Raw genomic sequence first — 4,620 nt, 5'->3', positions numbered from 1 at the left:
TTCTTTTCAATCTTGTTTAATTCTTCCTGTGTCATTTTAAATCTGTTTGAGTATTAATATAAAAATTCTCAGACAGACTTCAAATTACACCCTCTGATGATTTCCAAAAATGGAATAAGACATCCTTAGATTTGTATACAGAATTGTTTATTTGTACAAGTCCTACAATTCCTGAACACAAAATACCGGGGTGTTAGTAACCAAAAGTTAGAAATTGCTAATTATTCATACAACATTTTTTATATTTTTTGCCACTTCCGCACAGACAGGGATCATTACGTCCTGGTTTTTTCGAGTTAACAATCGGTTCATTATCAAAAGTACTAATACTCCATTCATTATAAATTTCACTGGCTAAATCTTCATTAATTTCTAAATTGTTATTTTCATTTTCATAACCACCCAGCTCTTCATATTGCTCGTAAATATCCTTTACGATAAATCCCATGTTTTTTTCTACAGGAATCCCAGCAATCTCAGTGGCGACCTCTTTAAAGTTTCCGCAAATGGAAGTATCTACCAGTTTCAGATCAAACAATTGCTTGATTTCAGGCAATAACCCAGCGTAAGCTAAGTCCATAATATCGCTGATAATAAATCCAACCGCTTCCGTATCAGCAAAATTCTCATTTTCTGCATTTTCAATATAAAGATTCAAGACCTGCCGATACTCTTCAGTTAAATCTGCCTTTTCTTCATTGGAATTATTAATGATCTTCACCAAAGATTCTCCTAAAATACATTTGCTGCTTGTATCGATATTCGGCAACTTTAAAAATTCAAACATTCGGTGGATTTGATCCTTACCACAATTATTCAGAGATACATCCATGATATCAGCGATAAAATCACCAAACCAGAAATCAATGAAATCTCTATCCTGTTTTAGGATCTGTAGAATAGCTGGAAAAGAATCTTTTTTCTTAAAATGAGCCAGTAACAAAATCGCATGGATAGGAAAAGCAAGTTTTTTATTGTTATAACCTTCGGCATTGACCTTACCAACAAAAAAATCAAACCGGGCAATACTATCCTGCAATACTTTTTCCAAATCTTCAATAAGCTCAGAAGAATCAATAGTTAAGATCTGTTCGATTTTTTTACGGTCGATACTCAGACCATTCTGGTAGAGCCAGTTAATTTCTTTTTCAAAATGGAAATTAGGGCTTTTGGTTGTCTGTAGATGAGACCTTGTGTCTTTTAGCAGCACCTCCTTTCGTTGGAGACGTTCACGTTCCTTACGTTCTGAAGCTTTGGTCATATACCATTCCCGAAGGATCTCTCGGGCGTATTGCGCTTTTGGATGTTGCGAGTCTAAATCTTCCAAGAGCTTCACACGCAATTCGGCCTGCTCAATTTCGTCCATAGTCAGAAAATACTGAACACTTACCGTGTGGAAACCAATAACTTCCTCAAAATGAAACTCTTTGCGCTCCGGGTATAATTCCCCAATTTCCATACTTTCCCCAAAAATGCCAGGTATTTCTTCTGACTGACCTTTAAAAAGAAATTCAATTGCGAGATTAATTTTTCCGGAAAGGTAATTCGGATGTTCCTTAACAATCCACCTGTTTACTGCATAAGCCTGTTTAACGTTCCCGTTTTTCTGATAAACTACTGAAAGAAAATTTTTAAAAACGGGTGTTTTTGGATATTTGCGGGAAAGACTATTTAGTTTTTTAATAAGATATTTTCGTCCCTTTTCAACATCAGGCCTAAGCTCTTCAATTATCCGGCGTACCTCTGGGGTAATTTGGTTCTGTTCATCCAGAATCGTATCATCTCCAGTTATTTTGTAATTCTTCAGTTTTAATCCGTCTTGGCCCATACAACAAAAATAATTTTCCTATCGTGAAAAAATGTAAATCACTATAAACTTATCATTTATTTTTCTATAAAATAAAGATCCAAATTATGGTTTTATTACTTCATGCTAGGGATTTTCATCCTTGGAAAAAAGTGCATTCCTGTTGGATAACATTTAAAAATCACCGGTTATGATATTTAGAAAACAAAGCTATCCGCATAAAATAAGTTCTGCCTTTTCTCGAATAATTACTTCATTATTTTTAGCTATGGGTATAATACTCCCCAAATATAGATTGAGAAATTATTGAATCCTAAAAAGTGGGTTGAGATATTTTTTCAACTCCACACACTTAATCCCATCTTTTAATTTGTTTTGGTATAGTTTGCCTTTTAAAGAAAGCAAAATAAGATTAAATTGCTTTATTTAGATAGCAAAAATAAGTATATTTGCTTTTTATAAAAAGCACTTATGGAGAGTTTATTATTAGAATTTCAGTCAAAAATTGCACAGATCACCTTAGCAATACAGCGCTATCTTGTAGATCAAATTGATTTAAATAACAGACTTATTGCTATAAAAGGGGCAAGAGGCGCAGGAAAAACCACAATGCTTTTACAGCTTGTGAAATTACATTTGCCAATGTCATCCAGCCTTTATGTGAGTTTAGATCACATCTATTTCTATGAGAATAAACTGTATGATTTAGCGAAACAATTTAGTCAATTTGGAGGAACACATTTATTACTTGATGAAGTTCATAAATACCCCAATTGGTCACGAGAAATAAAACTGATTTATGATAATTTTCCAGAGCTTCATATTATTTTTACATCATCTTCCATGCTCGAAATCTATAAATCTGAATCGGATTTAAGCCGAAGAGCCGTTGCATATGATCTAAAAGAACTCTCTTTCAGAGAATTTATTGCTTTTGAAACCCAACAGAAAATTCAACGCTATACATTTTCAGAAATTTTAGCGAGGCATAACGAAATTGCCGCCGAACTCTTAAAAGAAATAAAACCTTTACCACTATTTGACAAATATTTAAAAACCGGGGTTTACCCTTATTACAAAGAGAATGAAAAGCTTTATCTTCAGAAACTACAAAACACCATCAATCTTATTATAGAAATCGATATCAATGCTGTAGAAGATTTACAATACGAAACCCTGGTAAAACTTAAAAAACTGTTGATAAGTGTAGCCTCTAGTGCTCCCTTTACCCCAAACATTACAAAATTGAGTAAAAAAGTAGGGGTTTCTCGAAATATGTTGGTACAAAGTATAAAAATACTAGGGCGTGCCGGTTTGGTAAATGAGTTGTATAAAGATACTTCCGGGATTGGTATATTAACCAAACCTGAAAAACTATACTTGAACAACACAAATTTAATGTATGCTTTAGCAAAAGAAAATACCAATATTGGAAATGTTCGGGAAACTTTTTTCTTGAATCAGTTTAAAGGCTTACACGAAATCAACCGCTCAGAAACTGCTGATTTTATAATTGATAAAACCTACACGTTTGAGATAGGCGGAAAGAACAAAACCAAAAAACAAATAGCCGGCACAGAGAATGCCTACATTGCAAAAGATGGTATAGAAATAGGTTTCGGAAATATCATTCCTGTTTGGCTTTTTGGTTTTATGTATTAAATGGAGAGAAGGGTGATGGCAAAGAATGTGCAAATAAAACAAAGGACTATTTATGAAAGTACTTTATTTTGCTACGCATTTTCCATCAATAATCACTTTTTGATTAGTTTCATTAGGTACTTGATTTGTGGTAAATGCTCTAGGTTTTGTATTAGCTAAAATCCGATTGTCTTCATTTTGTATATGTATAATATCTTGGGAACCATTTAGGCTCAGATTTTATGCTTTTAACCAGTTCGTAAATCGGGAGGAGGTCAATTTGTGCTGAGTGAAATCCTAGGCAATACATCTTAATTTATTTATGCTTGGGAACAATTTAGTACAATATATTCATAGAAGCACTCTTCAATAACGTAAAATACTATTTACTTTTATGCCTATATTTGTAAAAAATATTTAACATTATATCTAGAAACAAGATTGTATTATTGCCTAAAAACAAAAAGCTTTTACAAGCAGTGGGTGAAAATATTAAGTTAGCACGCTTACGGAGGAAACTAACGATGGATCAGGTTTCAGAGCGGGCGGGGATTTCCCGCCCAACGCTTTCATCTTTAGAGAAAGGACATCCTGCAGTTTCTTTTAATGTAGCCCAATGGGAACAACTAGCGACGGATTTAAGTATTCCAAGAAATGAAATGGAATTAATGAAAAATGCGTTTAAACTGTAACCGGAAAATAACAATGTCGTATAATCGGCAAATAAGAATGTAGTGTTTTCGGAAAATAGTCATGTACTACTTTCGGAAAATAAGGATGTATGATCCAAGGCTTACTCTTTTGCCCCCGGGGCAAAAGAGTAAGCCTTGAAGTCAAAATTTACTGTTTCTTGGACTGGAATAAAAACACCAATCCTAGATGACAACAAGAGACTTAAACAATTGGATCATGTACCACGAAATTCACAAATTTAAAAGGCTTGGTTTTAGCAATCCAAAAATTGCCGATTATCTGGTTTTAGATACCAGAACCGTAAAGAAATATCTATCTATGTCCGAGGAAGATTATGAGAATCATCTTCTGAAAGGGCAGTATAGAAGCAAAGTATTGTCTCCCTGATCTTGCTACATTTGTTGGGACACTAAGTTAAGGGTAATAATTAAAAAACCTTAACTTTATAAAACGATGAAAGAAAACAGAAAGAACTACAG

At 33.7% G+C, this 4,620-nt stretch carries 4 protein-coding genes; 3 read left to right on the top strand and 1 reads right to left on the bottom strand.

Features of this window, described 5'->3' with window-relative positions:
• Window positions 1–217: 217 nt before the first annotated feature.
• The gene (locus DET49_RS18550; protein ID WP_166636619.1) at window positions 218–1,828 is read right to left on the bottom strand and encodes a DUF1186 domain-containing protein; all 1,611 of its coding nucleotides are present in this window, start codon (window positions 1,826–1,828) and stop codon (window positions 218–220) included.
• Window positions 1,829–2,278: 450 nt separating this feature from the next.
• Here DET49_RS18550 and DET49_RS18220 point away from each other — a divergent pair, with 450 nt between their 5' ends.
• The 3 genes from DET49_RS18220 (at window position 2,279) to DET49_RS18210 (ending at window position 4,528) form a co-directional block, all read left to right on the top strand.
• Window positions 2,279–3,469, top strand: coding sequence for an ATP-binding protein (locus DET49_RS18220; protein ID WP_133550267.1), 1,191 nt, complete (start codon window positions 2,279–2,281; stop codon window positions 3,467–3,469).
• Window positions 3,470–3,927: 458 nt separating this feature from the next.
• Window positions 3,928–4,140, top strand: coding sequence for a helix-turn-helix transcriptional regulator (locus tag DET49_RS18215; RefSeq protein WP_208109677.1), 213 nt, complete (start codon window positions 3,928–3,930; stop codon window positions 4,138–4,140).
• Window positions 4,141–4,327: 187 nt separating this feature from the next.
• A complete protein-coding gene (locus DET49_RS18210; RefSeq protein WP_133550265.1) occupies window positions 4,328–4,528 on the top strand; it encodes a hypothetical protein in 201 nt (66 codons plus the stop codon).
• Window positions 4,529–4,620: the final 92 nt, after the last annotated feature.

This window comes from Salegentibacter sp. 24 (assembly GCF_004362395.1).
Lineage (GTDB): Bacteria > Bacteroidota > Bacteroidia > Flavobacteriales > Flavobacteriaceae > Salegentibacter.
The sequence above is the reverse complement of the archived record's forward strand: the minus strand, read 5'-3'. Positions and strand labels throughout refer to the sequence as shown.

What these genes read in the sequence shown, in the direction of transcription:
- DET49_RS18550 (WP_166636619.1), bottom strand. Translation starts at nt 1,828, where the DNA reads ATGGGCCAAGACGGATTAAAACTGAAGAATTACAAAATAACTGGAGAT.
- DET49_RS18220 (WP_133550267.1), top strand. Translation starts at nt 2,279, where the DNA reads ATGGAGAGTTTATTATTAGAATTTCAGTCAAAAATTGCACAGATCACC.
- DET49_RS18210 (WP_133550265.1), top strand. Translation starts at nt 4,328, where the DNA reads ATGACAACAAGAGACTTAAACAATTGGATCATGTACCACGAAATTCAC.